General features: G+C 69.3%; 16 protein-coding genes. 12 read left to right on the top strand and 4 right to left on the bottom strand.

The annotated features are described in order from the left end of the window. The first annotated feature begins 311 nt into the window (after positions 1–311). The 3 genes from Q0741_RS15175 to Q0741_RS15185 all read left to right on the top strand — a co-directional run bounded on the left by Q0741_RS15175 (position 312) and on the right by Q0741_RS15185 (position 3,449). Positions 312–1,082 (top strand): 5'-methylthioadenosine/adenosylhomocysteine nucleosidase, encoded by a 771-nt coding sequence (locus tag Q0741_RS15175; protein WP_298234049.1) that lies wholly within the window; start codon positions 312–314, stop codon positions 1,080–1,082. Between the two features lie 255 nt (positions 1,083–1,337). Beyond that, positions 1,338–2,144: a 3-oxoadipate enol-lactonase gene (pcaD, locus tag Q0741_RS15180; RefSeq protein WP_298234050.1), complete on the top strand. Its 807-nt coding sequence runs from the start codon at positions 1,338–1,340 to the stop codon at positions 2,142–2,144. Positions 2,145–2,216: 72 nt separating this feature from the next. Continuing rightward, entirely contained in the window at positions 2,217–3,449 is a 1,233-nt protein-coding gene (locus Q0741_RS15185; RefSeq protein ID WP_298234051.1) for a benzoate/H(+) symporter BenE family transporter, read from the top strand. Here the strand turns inward: Q0741_RS15185 and Q0741_RS15190 are convergent. Beyond that, on the bottom strand, positions 3,439–4,386 hold the full coding sequence (locus Q0741_RS15190) for a LysR family transcriptional regulator (protein ID WP_298234052.1): 948 nt from the start codon (positions 4,384–4,386) through the stop codon (positions 3,439–3,441). The genes Q0741_RS15185 and Q0741_RS15190 overlap by 11 nt on opposite strands. A 234-nt stretch (positions 4,387–4,620) precedes the next feature. On the opposite strand from Q0741_RS15190, the gene Q0741_RS15195 reads away from it, so the two are divergent. From Q0741_RS15195 to Q0741_RS15235, 9 genes are all read left to right on the top strand, one after another. Then, positions 4,621–5,748, top strand: coding sequence for a muconate/chloromuconate family cycloisomerase (locus Q0741_RS15195; protein ID WP_298234053.1), 1,128 nt, complete (start codon positions 4,621–4,623; stop codon positions 5,746–5,748). An 84-nt stretch (positions 5,749–5,832) separates the two neighbouring features. Next, positions 5,833–6,747, top strand: a complete 915-nt coding sequence (gene catA / locus Q0741_RS15200; protein ID WP_298234054.1) for a catechol 1,2-dioxygenase — start codon at positions 5,833–5,835, stop codon at positions 6,745–6,747. A gap of 115 nt (positions 6,748–6,862) precedes the next feature. Further along, positions 6,863–8,284, top strand: coding sequence for a benzoate 1,2-dioxygenase large subunit (gene benA / locus Q0741_RS15205; RefSeq protein ID WP_298234055.1), 1,422 nt, complete (start codon positions 6,863–6,865; stop codon positions 8,282–8,284). Between the two features lie 14 nt (positions 8,285–8,298). Next, positions 8,299–8,784, top strand: coding sequence for a benzoate 1,2-dioxygenase small subunit (gene benB, locus Q0741_RS15210; protein ID WP_298234056.1), 486 nt, complete (start codon positions 8,299–8,301; stop codon positions 8,782–8,784). Positions 8,785–8,835: 51 nt separating this feature from the next. Then, entirely contained in the window at positions 8,836–9,843 is a 1,008-nt protein-coding gene (gene benC / locus Q0741_RS15215; RefSeq protein WP_298234057.1) for a benzoate 1,2-dioxygenase electron transfer component BenC, read from the top strand. A 62-nt stretch (positions 9,844–9,905) separates the two neighbouring features. After that, on the top strand, positions 9,906–10,682 hold the full coding sequence (locus Q0741_RS15220; protein WP_298234058.1) for a 1,6-dihydroxycyclohexa-2,4-diene-1-carboxylate dehydrogenase: 777 nt from the start codon (positions 9,906–9,908) through the stop codon (positions 10,680–10,682). Between the two features lie 45 nt (positions 10,683–10,727). Beyond that, entirely contained in the window at positions 10,728–12,104 is a 1,377-nt protein-coding gene (locus Q0741_RS15225; RefSeq protein WP_298234059.1) for an MFS transporter, read from the top strand. Between the two features lie 69 nt (positions 12,105–12,173). Continuing rightward, positions 12,174–12,998: a 3-keto-5-aminohexanoate cleavage protein gene (locus Q0741_RS15230; protein ID WP_298234060.1), complete on the top strand. Its 825-nt coding sequence runs from the start codon at positions 12,174–12,176 to the stop codon at positions 12,996–12,998. Between the two features lie 237 nt (positions 12,999–13,235). After that, entirely contained in the window at positions 13,236–15,515 is a 2,280-nt protein-coding gene (locus Q0741_RS15235) for a CHASE domain-containing protein (RefSeq protein WP_298234061.1), read from the top strand. 105 nt (positions 15,516–15,620) lie between these two features. On the opposite strand, the gene Q0741_RS15240 is transcribed toward Q0741_RS15235, so the two are convergent. From Q0741_RS15240 to Q0741_RS15250, 3 genes are all read right to left on the bottom strand, one after another. Then, positions 15,621–15,947: a hypothetical protein gene (locus Q0741_RS15240; RefSeq protein ID WP_298234062.1), complete on the bottom strand. Its 327-nt coding sequence runs from the start codon at positions 15,945–15,947 to the stop codon at positions 15,621–15,623. After that, a complete protein-coding gene (locus tag Q0741_RS15245; RefSeq protein WP_298234063.1) occupies positions 15,944–16,660 on the bottom strand; it encodes an AzlC family ABC transporter permease in 717 nt (238 codons plus the stop codon). Before Q0741_RS15245 ends, Q0741_RS15240 begins: the two co-directional genes overlap by 4 nt. A gap of 324 nt (positions 16,661–16,984) precedes the next feature. Beyond that, positions 16,985–17,338: a DUF2917 domain-containing protein gene (locus tag Q0741_RS15250; protein ID WP_298234064.1), complete on the bottom strand. Its 354-nt coding sequence runs from the start codon at positions 17,336–17,338 to the stop codon at positions 16,985–16,987. Positions 17,339–17,597 lie beyond the last annotated feature (259 nt).

Below are 17,597 nucleotides of genomic sequence, written 5' to 3' on the forward strand. Positions count from 1 at the left end.
GCGGCGGGCGCTACGCGCTGTGCACCATGTGCATCGGCGTGGGGCAGGGCATTGCGGTGGTGCTGGAGCGGGTGTGAGCCTGTTCAGGACTTGCGTCGCGTGATGGCCTGGGTCCCATCCTCACCATCCCGAACGCCCGCTGCCCGCGGGCGTTTTCACGTCCGGCTGCATAGGCGCCAAGCCCGAGGCACGCATCATCCCCAGCGCACAGGTTCCCTTCCCGCCGCTGTCGGATACTCCCGCCCCGTGGCGGCCGGGGGGCCGCGCAGTCAACAACCGTGATGCGGGACCACCCGCGGGAGGGAGCAGCCATGAATCGCCTGGCCATCGTGAGCGCCATGGAAGAGGAATTGCGGGGCCTGCGGGACTCGCTGCCGCAGGCGCGGCACGTGCGCCGGGCGGGACGCGATTTCTGGGTCGGCCAGCTGGGCGGGCACGAGGTGGTGCTGGTGCGCTCGCTCATCGGCAAGGTCGCGGCGGCCACCACCACGGCGGTGCTGCTGGAGCATTTCAACGTGCAGGCGCTGCTGTTCACCGGCGTGGCCGGCGGCCTGGGACAGGGCGTGCGCATCGGCGACATCGTCGTGGCCGATCAGCTGCTGCAGCACGACATGGACGCCTCGCCCATCTTTCCGCGCTTCGAGGTGCCGCTGTACGGCACCGACCGCTTCAGCGCGGACGCGGTGCTGTCGCGCCGCTTGGAGCGGGCCTGCGAGGAGGTGCTGGCGGCCATCGAGGCCGACGCCTGCACGGAGCTGTCGCGCGCGCAACTGCATGCCTGTGGCGTGGCGCAGGCGCCGCGCGTGCACCGCGGGCTGATCGTCAGCGGCGACCGCTTCGTCAGCAGCGCGGCGGAGGCGCAGGCGCTGCAGGCCGATCATCCCGAGGCGCTGGCGGTGGAAATGGAAGGCGCCGCGCTGGCGCAGGTGTGCCACGACTTCGGCGTGCCCTGCGCCGTGATGCGCACCATCTCCGACCGCGCCGACGACACGGCGCACGTGGACTTCAACCGCTTCATCGCCGACGTGGCCAGCCGCTACACGCATGCGGTGGTGTGCGCGATGCTGGGGGCGGGGAGCTGAGGCGGGGCGCTCCACAAGCCGATTTCAGCCACCGCTGACCCCGGCCTTGCCTTGACAGGGCCAGCGCCCGGGCCGTAGTCTGCGCATCTCATTGGTTCGAATTACGAATACTTGTTCGTATATAGAACATTTGTCGGATTGAAGACCATCCCGCCCCATGAGCACCCACACCCGAAACGACACCCTCCCCGCTGCGCTGCGCGCACGCTTGGCCCGCTGCGGCGGCAATCTCTCCTGCGTGACGGAGGACAGCCCGTGGACGCTGTGACCCGCACCACGCCGCGCCTGCACTACCGCATCGACGGCCCGCGCGACGCACAGGCGCCTCTGACCTTCGTGCTGGCCCACGCGCTGGGCTGCGACCTGACGATGTGGGACGCCCTGGCGCGGCACCTGGCCGCGCAGGGCCGCGTGCTGCGCTACGACCAGCGCGGCCACGGCGGCAGCGAGGCGCCGCAAGGGCCGTACACGATGGCGGAGCTGGCCGACGACGCGGCGCGGCTGATCGACGAGCTGGCGCTGGGTCCCGTCGTGTGGATCGGCCTGTCCATGGGCGGCATGGTCGGCCAGGAGCTGGCGCTGCGGCACCCCGACAAGGTGAAGGCGCTGGTGCTGGCCAACACCACCTCCGGCTATCCCGCGGAGGCCCAGGCCGGCTGGGCGCAGCGCATCGCCGGCATCGAGCGCGGCGGGCTGGAGGCGATCGTGGACGGCGCGCTGCAGCGCTGGTTCCACGCGGGCTTCCATGCCGAGCGGCCCGAGGTGGTGGCGCATTGGCGCGAGCGCGTGCTGAGCTGCGATGCGGCCGGCTACGCCGCCTGCTGCCACGCCATCGCCGGCGTGGACACCACCGAGCGGCTGCCGCGCGTCGCCGTGCCGACGCTGGTCGTCGCCGGCGTGCTGGACCAGGGCACGCCGCCCGAGATGGCGCGCACCATCGCGCAGGCCATCCCGGGGGCGCGGCTGGTGGTGCTGCGCGAGGCCTCGCACCTGAGCGTGCTGGAGCAGCCGGATGCCTTCTGCGAGGCGCTGGAGGATTGGCTGCAGGCGGTGCCGGCCTGAGCCGGCTCTTCCTTGCCGTGAGCGCCCGGCTGCGGGCGCTTTTCGTTTCCTACTCATCGAAAACGCATCACCATGCTCCGACGCGACTGGTCCGTCTCCGCCGTCACGGCCGGCTTCCTGGCCGTGCTGATCTCCTACGCCGGGCCGCTGCTGATCTTCTTCCAGGCGGCGCGGGCGGCCGATGCCTCGCCGGACATGATCGCCTCCTGGGTCTGGGCCATCTCGATCGGCGCGGCCGTCTCCGGCATCGCGCTGAGCTGGTGGCTCAAGGTGCCCGTCATCACCGCCTGGTCCGCGCCGGGCAGCGCGCTGCTGATCACGCTCTTTCCGGGCCTGTCGCTGCAGGAGGCGGTGGGCGCCTACGTCACGGCGGCGGCGCTGATCCTGCTGGTGGGGCTCACGGGCGGCTTCGACTGGCTGATGCGGCGCATCCCGCGCGGCGTGTGCTGCGGGATGATGGCCGGCATCCTGTTCCAGTTCGGCGCCCACGCCTTCAAGGCCGTGGAAGCGCTGCCGCTGCCTACCTTGTGCATGGTCGGCGCCTACCTCGTGGCGCGACGCTTCTGGCCGCGCTACCACCTGCTGCTGGTGCTGGCACTGGGCATCGCGCTGACGGCGGGTTCGGGTGGCGTGGACTGGAGCGCGCTGCGCTTCGAGATCACGCGCCCGGTGTTCATCGCGCCGCAATGGAGCTGGGCCTCGACGCTGAGCCTGGCCGTGCCGCTGGCGGTGGTGAGCCTGGCGGGGCAGTTCCTGCCCGGCATGGCGATCCTGCGCGGCGCCGGCTACGCCACGCCGGCGCGCCCGGTGCTCGTGGCCACCGGCGCCGCCTCGCTGCTCACGGCGCCGTTCGGCGGCATCACCACGGTGCTGGCGGCGATCACCGCGGCGCTGTGCACCGGCCGCGAGGCGCATGAGGACGCCGGGCGGCGCTACGTGGCCGGCATCGCCAACGGGCTGTTCTACCTCGTGGGCGGCTGCCTGGCCGGCACCATCATCGGCCTGTTCACCGTGCTGCCGCCGGCCTTCGTCGCGGTGCTGGCCGGGCTGGCGCTCATCGGCGCCATCACGGCCAACGTGCAGGGCGCGGCCAGCGACCCCGAGCACCGCGAGGCGGCCATCGTGACCTTCCTCGTCACGGCCTCGGGCCTGAGCCTCTGGGGGCTGGGCGCGGCCTTCTGGGGCGTGGTGATCGGCGGCTGCGCGCATGCCGTGCTGGGCTGGAAACGCCCGGCCGCGCCCGTGGCGCCGGCCTCCGGCCCGGTCACGAGCCCCGTCACGGGCGCGGGCAGCGTCAGCCGCTGACGGCCCCGCCCGCCGCCGCCGCGGCGGCAGCGGCGCGCCGCTGCGCCTCGGCCCGTTCCTGGTAGATGCGGTCGATCAGCGCCCGCAGCAGCAACAGGTCGTCGTTCTGGTCGTGCAGCCGCGTGCTCATGACGATCGGCGACACGGCCTGCGGGTCGCTCAAGGGGCGATACACCACCTCGTCCGGCCGCAGGCGGCTCACGCCGGTCGGCACCACGCAAATGCCCATGCCGGCCGCCACCAGGCCCAGCGCGGTCTGGATTTCCTGCACCTCGTGCACGGCGCCGGGTTCCAGGCCCTGGTCCCGAAATAGCGCTAGCACCTGGTCGGCATAACTGGGGCGCGGCGTTTTGGGGTAAACCAGAATATCTTCATTCGCCAACGCGGCGAGAATAATCGGTTTCTCTGGAATTGCCAGAGCATGCTCAATGGGTATGGCGGCGACCAGCCGCTCCTCGCGCAGCACCTCGCGCTTGACGGCCGGGTCGTCCAGGCGCAGGCGCCCGAAGCCCACGTCGATGCGGCCCGCCTTCAGGGCCTCCAGTTGGTCCAGCGTCGACATCTCCACCAGTGACAGTTCCGTCTGCGGCCTCTCGGCGCGGAACAGCCGCACCAGCCGCGGCATGGCGCCGTACATGGTCGAGCCTACGAAGCCGATCACCAGCCGCCGCTCCATACGCGCCACGCGCCGCGTGGCCCGGGCGGCTTGCGACGCGTGCTCCAGCAGCCGTTTGGCGTGACCGTAGAAGAAGCGGCCCGCCTCGGTGAGCTTCAACGGGCGCGAGCCGCGCTCGAACAGCGGCGTGCCCAGTTCCTCTTCCAGATCCTGGATCTGCCGGCTCAACGGCGGCTGCGAGATGTGCAGCCGTTCCGCCGCGCGCGTGAAGCTCTGCTCGTCGGCGACGGCCACGAAGTAGCGCAGATGACGCAGTTCCATTGCATGCCTATTAGGTATCGATGCAGTCTAAAAGCGTCTTGGACTTCGCGCCAGCCGATTCCTAATATTCGTTCCATCCAAGGCGCACACCAATAACCACCGGCAATTCAAGGCAATTCCGGTAGGGCGGTGTTATGCCTGAAACCGGGCGGATCCGAATATCCGTATTTCTTGAAATGGTTGACTTCGGCAGTCTGAAAAGGCGCCGGAGCCGCCTTCCCAAAAGCTGTGCAGATGAGCTCTGAACTGAAGATCCTCGCGGTCGAAACCCTGCTGGTGGACGTGCCCACCATCCGGCCGCACAAGCTGTCGGTGGCGACGATGCACCACCAGACGCTGGTGCTGGTGCGCATCGAGGCCAGCGACGGCATCGTGGGCTGGGGCGAGGGCACCACCATCGGCGGCCTGGCCTACGGCGAGGAAAGCCCCGAGAGCATCAAGACCAACATCGACACCTACATCGCGCCGATGCTGGTGGGCCAGGACCCGTGCGGCGTGGCGCGGCTGATGGCCGCCGTGGCCGAGCGCATCCAGGGCAACCGCTTCGCCAAGTGCGCGCTGGAAACCGCCCTCTACGACGGACAGGCCAAGCGCCTGGGCGTGCCGCTGAGCGAGCTCTTCGGCGGCCGGGTGCGCGACAGCATCCCCGTGGCCTGGACCCTGGCCAGCGGCGACACCCGGCGCGACATCGCCGAGGCCGAGCGCGTGCTGGAGTCCCGCCGCCACAACATCTTCAAGCTCAAGATCGGCCTGCGCTCGGTGAAGGACGACGTGGCGCACGTGGCCGCCATCAAGCGCGCCCTGGGCGACATGGCCAGCGTGCGCATCGACGCCAACCAGGCCTGGTCGGTGTCGCAGGCGCTCGAAGGCATGCGGATGCTGGCCGACGCGGGCATCGACATGGTGGAGCAGCCCATCGCCGCCCACGACAAGACCGGGCTGCAGCGGCTGACGCAGGCCAACATCATCCCGGTCATGGCCGACGAGGCGCTGCACGGCGCGCGCGACGCGTTCGAGGTGGCGCGGCTGCAGGCCGCCGACATCTTCGCCATCAAGATCAACCAGTCCGGCGGCCTGCACGGCGCGGCGCAGGTCGCGGCCATCGCCAAGGCCGCCCACATCGAGCTCTACGGCGGCACGATGCTCGAAGGCGCCGTGGGCACCATGGCCTCGGCGCAGCTCTTCTGCACCTTCCACGAGCTGGCCTGGGGCACCGAGCTGTTCGGCCCGCTGCTGCTGACCGAGGAAATCCTGCGCGAGCCGCTGGCCTACCGCGACTTCTCGCTGCAGATCCCCACCGCGCCCGGACTGGGCGTGGCCATCGACGAGGACAAGGTCGCGCGCCTGCGCCGCGATCGCTGAGCTCTCAACCATCCTCCGTCCGCGAGGACGGGCGCCGAAGCGGCGCTTCCTTTCCCCACTGTTGCACCACCGAAGGAGACACTCATGGACAAGAAGACCATCGACCAACTGGTGACCCGTTTCGAGACCACCGGCGTCGTCAGCGAGGGCAACCCCCGCGTCAAGGCCGTCGTCGGCCGCCTGCTGCGCGACCTGATGCTGGCCATCGAGGAGCTGGACGTCACGCCAGAAGAGTTCTGGTCCGGCCTGAACTACCTGGCCGATGCGGGCCGCAACGGCGAGCTGGGCCTGATCGTGCCGGGCACGGGCCTGGAGCACTTCCTGGACCTGCGCATGGACGAGGCCGAGGCCCGCGCCGGCCTCAAGGGCGGCACGCCGCGCACCATCGAGGGCCCGCTGTACGTGGCCGGCGCGCCGGTGGCGCAGGGCGAGGCCCGTCTGGATGACGGCAACACGCCGGGCGAGGTGGTGGTGATGCAGGGCGTGGTGCGCGGCACCGACGGCAAGCCCGTCGCGGGCGCCAAGGTCGAGGTGTGGCACGCCAACCACCTGGGCAACTACTCGTACTTCGACAAGAGCCAGAGCGACTTCAACCTGCGCCGCACCATCGTGACCGACGCGCAGGGCCGCTACAAGTTCCGCAGCATCCTGCCGGTGGGCTACAGCGTGCCCCCGGGCGGCGCCACCGACCGGTTGCTGCAGCAACTCGGCCGCCACGGCCACCGTCCGGCGCACATCCACTTCTTCGTCAGCGCGCCGGGCCACCGCAAGCTGACCACGCAGATCAACCTCGAGAACGATCCGCACCTGTGGGACGACTTCGCCTTCGGCACGCGCCAGGGCCTGGTGCCGCCGATCCACACCAACAACGACGCCGCCGCGATGCAGGCGCTGGGCGTGGACAAGCCCTTCCACGAGATCCGCTTCGACTTCACGCTGCACGCCGAGCAGCCCAGCGTGCCGGGCACCGACTTCGCCCGTCCGCGCGCCGCCGCCTGACGCGCGACGCCGCCTCCCACTGAAAACAGAGCCCGTCCTCCGGGGCCGCATCAGGCCCCGGCCGGGCGGAGCCTTGCCCAACATCGCCCGCCAACCGCGGGGCATGGAGACAGACATGAGCACTTCCGCATCCCTCGCCGGCGTCCAGCAGCGCCTGGCCGGCATGCTGGTCGAGGACAAGGACCGGCACGTCTACAGGCTGCACCGCAGCGCCTTCACCGACGAAGCGCTGTTCGACCTGGAGATGAAGCACATCTTCGAAGGCAACTGGATCTACCTGGCCCACGAGAGCCAGATCGCCAACGTCAACGACTACCTGACGACGACCATCGGCCGCCAGCCCATCGTCATCACCCGCAACAAGCAGGGCGAGCTCAACGCCATCATCAACGCCTGCTCGCACCGCGGCGCCACGCTGTGCCGCCACAAGAAGGGCAACAAGGCCAGCTTCACCTGCACCTTCCACGGCTGGACCTTCAACAACAGCGGCAAGCTGCTCAAGGTGAAGGACGGCAACGGCGCGGGCTACCCCGAGTCCTTCAACAAGGACGGCTGCCACGACCTGAAGAAGGTGCCGCGCTTCGAGAGCTACCGCGGCTTCCTCTTCGGCAGCCTCAACCCGGACGTGCCGCCGCTCACCGAGTTCCTGGGCGAGTCCACCAAGATCATCGACATGATCGTGGACCAGTCCCCCGAGGGGCTGGAGGTGCTGCGCGGCTCCTCGACCTACACCTTCGACGGCAACTGGAAGCTGCAGGCCGAGAACGGCGCCGACGGCTACCACGTGAGCTCCGTGCACTGGAACTACGCCGCCACCACCAACCAGCGCAAGCTGGCCGCCGCGGGCGACAACATCAAGGCCATGGACGCGGGCAGCTGGGCCAAGCAGGGCGGCGGCTTCTACTCCTTCGAGCACGGCCACATGCTGCTGTGGACCAAGTGGGGCAATCCCGAGGACCGGCCGGCCTACCCGATCCGCGACCAGCTGGTGGCGCAGCACGGCCAGGCCAAGGCCGACTGGATGATCGGTCACTCGCGCAACCTGTGCCTGTACCCGAACGTGTACCTGATGGACCAGTTCAGCTCGCAGATCCGCGTGCTGCGCCCCATCGCGGTGGACAAGACCGAGGTCACCATCTACTGCATCGCGCCCAAGGGCGAGTCGGCCGAGGCGCGCGCGCGCCGCATCCGCCAGTACGAGGACTTCTTCAACGCCACGGGCATGGCCACGCCGGACGACCTGGAGGAGTTCCGCGCCTGCCAGCAGGGCTACGCCGGCATCGCGCTGGAGTGGAACGACATGTGCCGCGGCGCCACGCATTGGGTGGAAGGGCCCGACGAAGCTGCCAAGCAGATCGGCCTCAACCCCACGCTCTCCGGCGTGAAGACCGAGGACGAGGGCCTCTACACCGAGCAGCACCGCTACTGGCTGCAGACCATGCAGCGCGCCGTCGAGGCCGAGCAAAAGGCCGGCCCCCGCGAGGCCTGCGCCGGTGACCACGCCCACGGCCACGCCTGCGGCCACGACCACGCCTGAAGGAGACCCCGACCATGATGACCATCGAACAGGTCCAGGCTTTCCTGTACCGCGAAGCGCGCCTGCTGGACGACCGCCAGTGGGACGAGTGGCTGACGTGCTACCACCCCGATGCCGAATTCTGGATGCCGGCGTGGGACGATGACGACGAGCTCACGCGCGACCCGCAGCGCGAGATCTCGCTGATCTACTACCCCAACCGCGGCGGCCTGGAAGACCGTGTCTTCCGCATCAAGACCGAGCGCTCGGCGGCGAGCACGCCCGACCCGCGCACGGGGCACAACATCCACAACGTGGAGATCGTGTCGCAGCAGGGCGAGCAGGTGGAAGTGCGCTTCAACTGGCACACGCTGAGCTACCGCTACCACACGACCGATAGTTACTTCGGCACCAGCCGCTACCTGCTGGACCTCACCAGCGGCCAGCCGCTCATCCGGCGCAAGGTCGTGGTGCTGAAGAACGACTACATCCACCACGTCGTTGACGTCTATCACATCTGAGTCCGCCGAGCGGGTGCGCTTGGAGCACCTGCCGCGTGGAGGAGCATTGCCATGCAACACCAGATTGCCCTTCAGTTCGAGGACGGTGTCACCCGTTTCATCGAGGCCACCGCCACCGAGACCGTGGCCGACGCCGCCTACCGCCAGGGCGTCAACGTTCCGCTGGACTGCCGCGACGGCGCCTGCGGCACCTGCAAGTGCTTCGCCGAGGCCGGCAAGTACGAGATGGGCGACTACATCGAGGACGCGCTGAGCGAGGACGAGGCCGCGCAGGGCTTCGTGCTGACCTGCCAGATGCGCGCGAAGAGCGACTGCGTGGTGCGGGTGCCCGCGTCGTCGGCCGTGTGCCGCACGCAGCAGGCCTCCTTCGACGCGGCCATCAGCAACGTGCGCCAGCTCTCGCCCAGCACCATCGCGCTGTCCATCAAGGACGAATCGCTCAACAAGCTGGCCTTCCTGCCGGGGCAGTACGTGAACCTGCAGGTGCCCGGCAGCACGTTGACCCGCGCCTACTCGTTCAGCTCGCTGCCGCGCGACGGTGAAGTCTCGTTCCTGATCCGCAACGTGCCCGGCGGCTTGATGAGCAGCTTCCTCACCGGCCTGGCCAAGGCCGGCGACCGCATGACGCTCACCGGCCCGCTGGGGAGCTTCTACCTGCGCGACATCAAGCGGCCGCTGCTGCTGCTGGCCGGCGGCACGGGCCTGGCGCCCTTCACGGCGATGCTGGAGAAGATCGCCGCCGAGGGCAGCGCGCATCCGCTGCACCTGATCTACGGCGTGACGCACGACGCCGACCTGGTGGAGATGGACAAGCTGGAGGAATTCGCGGCGCGCATTCCCAACTTCACGTTCACCGCCTGCGTGGCCAGCGACAGCAGCAGCTACCCGAAGAAGGGCTACGTGACGCAGCACATCGAGCCGGCGCACCTGCACGACGGCGAGGTCGATATCTACCTCTGCGGCCCGCCGCCGATGGTGGAGGCGGTGAGCGCCTTCATCCGCGAGCGCGGCATCCAGCCGGCCAATTTCTACTACGAGAAGTTCGCGGCCAGCGCCTGAAGTCGTCTCCTCTTGGCCCCGGCCGGCGGCCTGGCCGCGGGCTTTTTTTCTGCCTGAACATCATGAACCCACGCTTCGAAAACAAGGTTGCCGTCGTCACCGGCGCGGCGCAGGGCATCGGCCGGCGCGTCGTCGAGCGGCTGCTGGAAGAGGGCGGCCTCGTGGCGGCCGTGGACCGCTCCGAGCTGGTCCATGAGCTGAGCGAACTGCCCGGCGCCGCCGAGCGGCTGCTCACGCTCACCGCCGACCTGGAACGCAACGCCGACGCCGAGGGCGTGATGAGCCAGGCCCTGCGCCGCTTCGGCCGCCTGGACATCCTCGTCAACAACGTCGGCGGCACCATCTGGGCCAAGCCCTACGAGCACTACCGCGAGCACGAGATCGAGGCCGAGGTGCGGCGCTCGCTGTTCCCCACGCTGTGGTGCTGCCACGCCGCGCTGCCCATCATGCAGGAGCAGGGCAGTGGTTCCATCGTCAACGTCTCCTCCATCGCCACGCGCGGCGTCAACCGCGTGCCCTACGGCGCGGCCAAGGGCGGCGTCAACGCGCTCACGGCCTGCCTGGCCTTCGAGAACGCGCAGCGCGGCGTGCGCGTGAACGCCACCGCGCCCGGCGGCACCGAGGCGCCGCCGCGGCGCATCCCGCGCAACACCGAGCAGCCCACCGAGCAGGAGAAGGACTGGTACCAGCAGATCGTGGACCAGACCGTGGCCTCCAGCCTGATGAAGCGCTACGGAACCATCGAGGAGCAGGTCGGCGCGATCCTGTTCCTGGCCTCGGACGAGGCCTCCTACATCACCGGCGTGACCCTGCCGGTGGGCGGCGGCGACCTCGGCTGAGGCCCACGACGCCCCGCCCGCACAAGAACCCAAGGAGACAAGACCATGAGACACATAGACGTCCACAAGATCGCCGACGAGGCCCGCTTCAACCGCTTCCACGGCCTGGTGCTGTTCTGGTGCGCGCTCATCATCATCTTCGACGGCTACGACCTCGCCGTCGCCGGCATCGCGCTGCCGTCGATCATGAAGCAGATGGGCGTGGACCCCACGCAAGCCGGCTTCATGGTGAGCTCGGCGCTGTTCGGGATGATGTTCGGCGCCATCTTCCTGGGCACCATCGCGGACCGCATCGGCCGGCGCTGGGCGATCGTGATCTGCATCGCGCTGTTCAGCCTGTTCACGGCCGCGGCCGGGATGGCGACCGACCCGGTGACGTTCAGCATCACGCGCTTCCTGGCCGGCCTGGGCATCGGCGGCGTGATGCCCAACGTCGTGGCGCAGATGACCGAATACTCGCCCCGCAAGCTGCGCTCGACGCTGGTCACGCTGATGTTCAGCGGCTACGCGGTGGGCGGGATGCTCGCCGCGGTGCTGGGCAAGGGGCTGATCGAGAGCTACGGCTGGCAGTCGGTGTTCCTCGCCGCGGCGCTGCCGGTGGTGCTGATTCCGTTCATCCTGAAATCGCTGCCCGAGTCGATGCCCTTCCTGCTGCGGCAGGGCCGCCACGAGGAGCTCAAGGCCATCGTCGCGCGGCTGGACCCGGGCCTGCGTCCCACGGCCAGCGACGGCTTCGCGCTGCCCAGCGCCGACAAGGCCCATGGTGCGCCGGTGCGCCACCTGTTCCAGGACGGCCGCGGCTTCAGCACCGTGATGTTCTGGGTGGCCTTCTTCATGTGCCTGTTCATGGTCTACGCGCTCAGCTCCTGGCTGACCAAGCTGATGGCCAGTGCCGGCTACAGCCTGGGATCGGCGCTGACCTTCGTGCTGACGCTGAACTTCGGCGCCATGATCGGCGCGGTGGGCGGTGGCTGGCTGGCCGACCGCTTCCACATCAAGTGGGTGCTGTTCTCGATGTACGTGCTGGCCGCCGTGTCGATCACGCTGCTGGGCACGCCCATGCCCACCGAGGCGCTGTTCTTCGTCGTCGGCCTGGCCGGTGCCTCGACCATCGGCACGCAGATCGTCACCTACGCCTACGCCGGGCAGTTCTACCCCGTGGCGATCCGCTCCACCGGCATCGGCCTGGCCTCGGGCGTGGGCCGCAGCGGCGCGATCCTGGCGCCGATCGTGATCGGCGCGCTGGTGGCCATGGCGCTGCCGCTGCAGCAGAACTTCGTCGCGATCGCGATTCCCGCGGTGATCGCCGCCGTGGCGGTTGCCATGATCAACCACGGCCGCTCGGCCCTGAAGCATCCGCAGGCTGCGAACACCGACAGCCCCGCCCCGCCTCCCGCGCGGGCCGCCATCGGGCGCAACTGAAGTCACGCCCGCAACCATCCGGCGCGCGGCATCCGCGCCCCGCGCCGGCACCCACCACTGGACCCTGCCATGACGACCCCCTGCATCATCACCGTCGCCATCACCGGCTCGCTGCCTCAGAAGCGCGACAACCCGGCCGTGCCCATCACCGTCGAGGAACAGATCGAGTCCACGCAAGAGGCTTTCGAAGCGGGCGCGACGCTCGTGCACCTGCACGTGCGCAACGACGACGGTTCCACCACCTCGTCGCCCGAGCGCTTCGCGCGGGTGCTCGAAGGCATCCGCAAGCACTGCCCGGGCATGATCGTGCAGTTCTCCACCGGCGGCCGCTCCGGCGCCGGGCGCGAGCGCGGCGCGCACCTGGCGCTGCGGCCCGACATGGGCTCCCTGGCCACCGGCTCCGTGAACTTCCCGACGCGGGTCTACGACAACAGCCCGGAGCTGGTCGAGTGGCTGGCGACCGAGATGCGCGAGCTGGGCATCAAGCCGGAGATCGAGGCTTTCGACCTGTCCATGATCTTCCAGGCCGCCAGGCTCCAGCAGCAAGGAATGATCAAGGGCCCGCTGCACGTGCAGTTCGTGATGGGCATCCGCAACGCCATGCCCGTGGACCGCGAGGTGCTGGAGTTCTACGTGCGCACGCTGCAGCGCGTGGCGCCAGGCTCGACCTGGACCGGCGCGGGCATCGGCAAGGACCAGATGACGATGGCGCGCTGGTCGCTGGAGCTCGGCGGCCACTGCCGCACCGGCATGGAAGACAACGTGCGCCTGGACAAGCACACGCTGGCGCCGTCCAACGCGGCACTGGTGCGCGCCGTGGCGGAGCTGTGCTTGGAGCACGGCCGCCCCGTGGCGACGCCGGAGCAGGCGCGCCGCCTCCTCGGACTGAACTGAGTTCCGTCCCCGAGCCCCCGGGCTCGCCCCGGGCCACCACACTCCCCTGACCTTTGGCCCCGCTTGCACGCATAAATTCGCATCTGACGGTTTTATGCCGGAAAATTCTTCCATTGCAAGAAAACGCCGTGATGCACGGCAGCCATGGGGAGCACTCAGGTCGTGCGGCGGCAGCAAGGGGCAGCGTCAGACGGGACAAGCCGCCGGCCGGCGTTGCGCTGGTCGGCGCTGGTATTGATGGTGCTGCTGCTGGGGCTGCTCGTTGCCGCGGCGGCGGGGGCCTGGCAGTACCGTGTCAACCAGGCCGTGGTGGAGGACAGGCTCAAGTCCGTGGCCGAGCGGCTGGCCGACCAGCTGCGCCGGCGCATGCGGACCTACGAGTACGGCGTGCTCGGCGTGCGCAGCGCGATCCTCGTCGGCGGCGATGGCGTCGGGGGCCTGTCCGCCGAGGCCTTCAGGCGCTACGAGGCTGGTCTGGACATGGCCGGGCAGTACCCGGGCGCCCGCGCCTTCGCCTTCATCCGGCGCGTGCCCGCGGACCAGGAGGCCGCCTTCGTGGCCGCCATGCGCCAGCAGGGCCTGCCGGACTTCCACGTGCATGGCATCGAACCGAACCCCGGGGAGCGCTTCGTGGCCCAGTACGTCGCGCCGCGGCGGGGCAACGAGGCGGCTTTCGGCTTCGACATGGCCTCGGACCCGAGGCGCCGGGTGGCGACGCTGGCGGCGCTGCACAGTGGCCAGCCGCGGCTGACGGCGCCCGTCAAGCTCCCGCACCAGACGCAGGACCTGCCGACCCAGGCTTACGTGCTGGTGCTGCCGGTGTACCGGGATGCCGAGTTGCCGGCGCCCGAGTTGCGCGAGGCCTTGTGCATCGGCTGGGCCGCCGGATCGATGGTCATGAGCGACGTGTTCAAGGACTTCGTCGACTACGAGCCCAATGGGCAGGCGGTGGCGCTGCGCGACACCACGGATCCAAGCCAACCGGTGGCCGTGTACATCGCGCCGCAGTGGCTGTCCGGTGCCCAGCTGGCCACGCAGCACGTCAGCCTCGACCTGTACGGGCGGCAATGGCAGGTGGAGGTGCAGGCCGTACCAGGCTTCATGCAGCGGCTCGGCCTGCGCCATCCGCTGGCCCTGTCCGCGTCGGTGGCCGCGGCTTCGCTGCTGCTGGCGCTGCTGTTGTATGCCTCGCAGGACGCGCTGAGCCACAAGCGCAGCCTGCGCGAGGAGCGCTCGCGCATCCTGGAGCTCAATGCCACGCTGGAGCAGCAGGTGGCCGAGCGCACGCGTGCCCTGGAAATCGCGGCCGCCCGCGAACGGGCCATCGTCTCCAGCGCCGCCATGGCCGTGATCGCCATGGACCTGGAGGGGCGCATCACCGCCTTCAACCCGGCCGCCGAAGCGATGTTCCGCTGCCCGGCGTCCGAGGCCGTGGGCAGCCTGGTGACGGATTTCTGCGAGCCCGGCGAGCTGCGCTACAAGGCGCGGTATTTCCCGCCCGATGTCATCGCCAATGGCGGGCAGCTGCCGGCGGCTCTGCGCGAGGGGCTGCTCGGCCAGGACGAGCGCCCCGGCGACCGTCCGCGCAACGAGTGGACCTATGTGCGCGCCGATGGCAGCGTCTTTCCCGGGCTGCTGAGCGTGAGCGTGCTGCGCGACGAGGCGGGGCAGTCCATCGGCCTGCTGGCCGTGATCGCGGACCTCAGCGATCGCAAGGCGATCGAGGAGGCGTTGCGCCGCTACACGGCCGAGCTCGAAGCCGTGCAGGCGCAGCTGAAGGAACGCACGCGCCAGGCCGAGGCCGCCAGCCGCGCCAAGAGCGCGTTCCTGGCCAACATGAGCCACGAGTTCCGCACCCCGCTCAATGCCGTCATCGGGTTGAGCCAGTTGCTGGAGCAACGTCCCTTGGCCGATGACGTCGGCCGCTTCGTGCGCCACATCCGCCAAGCGGGGGAGCAGCTGCTGGCGCTGACCAACGACGTGCTGGACCTCTCGCGCATCGAGGCTGGCGAGATGGGGCTGGAGCGCGTGCCCTTCGAGCTGGTGCCGCTGCTCGATTCGGTGCATGCCCTCGTGCATCCGCAGGCGCTGGGCAAGGGGCTGTCGCTGCAGATGGAGTTTTCCACCGCCTTGCCCGCGCGGCTGTGCGGGGACCCGCTGCGCATCCGGCAGGTGCTGCTCAACCTGCTGGGCAATGCCGTGAAGTTCACCAGCCAGGGCGGCGTGAAGCTGCACGTGCACGCCGTGGCGCGCGAGGCCGGGCGCATCACCTTGCGGCTGGAGGTGGCGGACAGCGGCATCGGCATTGCACCGGAGCAGCAGGCGCGCATCTTCGAACCCTTCACGCAGGCCGACGGCTCCATCACGCGGCGCTTCGGCGGCACGGGGCTGGGGCTGTCCATCGTGCGGCGCCTGGTGGAGATGATGGACGGGCAGCTGGAGCTCAAGAGCGTGCCGGGCCAGGGCAGCACCTTCAGCGTGACGCTGACGCTGGACCTGCCGGAGGGCCAGGCTTGATGCCCGTTGCTTTCATGGGCGGGTTTGGGCCTGCGGCGCAAACATGGCGCGCCCCGCATGGGATGGCGTCCGCTCTCGGGCGGTGGTGGGCTCGATGCAGGGCCTTCACGGCACCAGATGCAGCTGCAGCGCGACGTAGATCAGCGTGGCCAGCGCTGTGGTGAGCACCAGCCCGGCGCGCGTGGAAAAGGTGATGAGCGCCGCGGCCGCGATGGCGGCCAGCGATGGCACGAAGGCCGTGCTGATTTCCGTCCAGGCGATGTAGACGGCGAAATTGAGAAACACCGCCGTCGGCAATACCCGTTCAAGCAAGCTGCGGACGGTGTCGCTCATGCCGACCTTGAGAAATACCGGCAGCACGCGCACCAGCAGGCTGGTGGCCAGCAGGGCCAGAATGGCCAAGCCATGGGAGCTGGAGATGGCGAAATTCATGCGCCCGCCTTCCACAGCCGCCAGGTACTGAAGGCGATGCTGGGCAGCCAGAACCAGATGCGGCCCAGCAGCGCGTAAAACGCCAGCGCGGCCAGCACGCACAAGGCAATTTCGAAAACACACCGCGGCCCGCTCGCACGGATACTCGGCACCCGGACTTTCAACTGGCCGAAGCACAGGACCAACAGCACCATGCTGGCCGGGAAACCCAGGTTCACCCGGGAATCGAGCAACCCCAGAGGAATCATGCCGCCCATCCATACGCCGGCCACGCTGGACAACACCCACGCGCCATAAATCGTCAGGCGGACCACCAGCATATGCGCGGGCTCGTGTACACCCTGTTCGAGCACGAAAGCCTCATCACCCAGGATATGGGCCATGAAGCCCCGCCTGGCCGGCGATGACGGCAGGCGCGAAGCCGTCACGAAGGCGATGGGCACGTAGCGGCTGTTGATGGAAACGGCAAGAAGCAACAGTGTCAGGAAACCCACGTCCTGTGCCGCCAGCGGCATCAACGCAAACTGGCCGCTGCCCGAAAAACCGAGCAGGCTGAACAGGAAGACCTCGAAGGCGCTCCAGTGGGCCTGCGCGGCCAGCACGCCCAGCAGCATCGCAATGGGGGCCAGCGTGAGGCTGGTCGGCAAGACTCGGCGAAATACGGCCCAGGCATCCACCGATGCGCCCGGAGATTCTGGCATCACCGCGCTCATGATGATCGGATTACCCGCAGTGCCGCCGCGGTCGAAATGCCCGGAATATTGCGTTGCATTGAAATTTTCTCGTTGAGCGGATCGAAAATCCGGCCGTGCGAATGCACCTGAAGGAGGATCAGGTGCAGTGGGAAAGAGTTGAGCTATGTTGCGAGTGTAACTACCGACCTTCTGTCCATACAAGCGCAATCAGGGCTCTTTTCCATCGGGCAGCGGGAATTGCACCGCCGATGTCCGGAAATTGCGCTGGCGTGTCCGTGAAATTGCCGTTCGTCCGTGGATCGGCACAACCGGGCTTTACGTGGCGGAAAGCCCGGTGGGGTGTCATCCCTCGCAGCCCGCATCCAGCGCGCGGGCGTCCGGCGCCGCTGGCCGCAGCACGGGCCAGCGCGGCAGGCATGCCGCCAGGGCCGTCAGCGCGCGGCCGGCCAGCGACAGCCAGCCTGCGCGCGAGGGCACCAGACGCAGCCGGGCGGCCTCGTCACCGTCGCACTCGATCACCGCGCCCGCTCCCAGGCGCGCCGAGTGGCCGGCGCTGACGAACACGTCCTCGCCGTGGTCGCTGCAAGTCAGCCAGATACGGCCCTGCAGCACGATCAACTCGCGGCCATGGGCGAAGTCCAGTCGCCGCGCGCTGCGGGGCGCCAGCTCGAAGGAGGAAGCATCGGTGGTGTGCATGGCGGGTCTCCGGGTTCAGGGGTGATCCCCGCGCCGCCCGCCGGCAGAACCGGCGTGGGCGAACGCTTCTTCGTGGCGGTACGGCCAGGCGTACCGGTGAGAGGGCTGCGTTGCGGCCGGGACGCCGGAGGTTCAAGCCGTCCCGCGGTGCCCGGGGCCGGGCGCCGCGAGGCCGGCGCTCAGCGGCGCTCGGCCATGCGCGTGGGCAGGCCCACGTGCACGCCCTGCAGCCGCAGCGCGACGCGGCCCATGGCGCGCA

The organism is uncultured Azohydromonas sp. (assembly GCF_937926365.1).
Lineage (GTDB): Bacteria > Pseudomonadota > Gammaproteobacteria > Burkholderiales > Burkholderiaceae_C > Azohydromonas.